This is a genomic window from Lactobacillus sp. C449L (genome assembly GCF_059900815.1).
This window is the reverse complement of record NZ_JBWXGA010000075.1, coordinates 1-544: the sequence shown is the minus strand read 5'-3', so window position 1 is coordinate 544 and position 544 is coordinate 1. Positions and strand designations below refer to the sequence as shown.

Sequence of the window (544 nt, the reverse complement as noted above, 5' to 3'; positions counted from 1 at the left end):
CCTTTCGATAATTCCGGCACGAAAAAGGAAGGGGTCTCCTACACCTACAAAGGAATGGACGGTTTCGCCCCGATGTTTGCGTACCTTGGACAAGAAGGCTACGGCGTCAACACCGAACTGCGGGAAGGCAGTCAACACTGCCAGAAGGGTACCGTCGAGTTCCTTGAGCAGAGCATCCGCTATGCGCGGCGCATCACCGATCGTCCTTTGCTCATGCGTTTGGATTCTGGCAACGATAGTCTGGATAATCTGAAGGTGTGCCACAACCATGCTGACGTGGATTACATCATCAAGGTGAATTTGCGCAAAACGCCGAAAGCAGCCTGGCTCGCCATCGCGAAAGAGAAGGGCATCGCTTGCGAGCAGCGAGAAGGGAAAACAGAGTATGTCGGCGCCATCGAATTTCCTCGCAAAGGATTCGACGTCAAGCTGCGCCAAGTGTTTCACGTCATAGAGCGAACGATTGATCGGAATGGACAGGTGCTGCTCCTTCCCGAAATCGAAGTGCATGTGTACTGGACTTCGCTTCGTTGCGCGCCTTGGC

1 protein-coding gene is annotated in these 544 nt (G+C 53.9%); it reads left to right on the top strand.

Annotated elements, in window-relative coordinates; translation table 11 throughout:
- A partial coding sequence (locus tag AC2JF9_RS08360) for a transposase (protein WP_500726867.1) occupies positions 1-544 on the top strand: 544 nt, incomplete at both ends.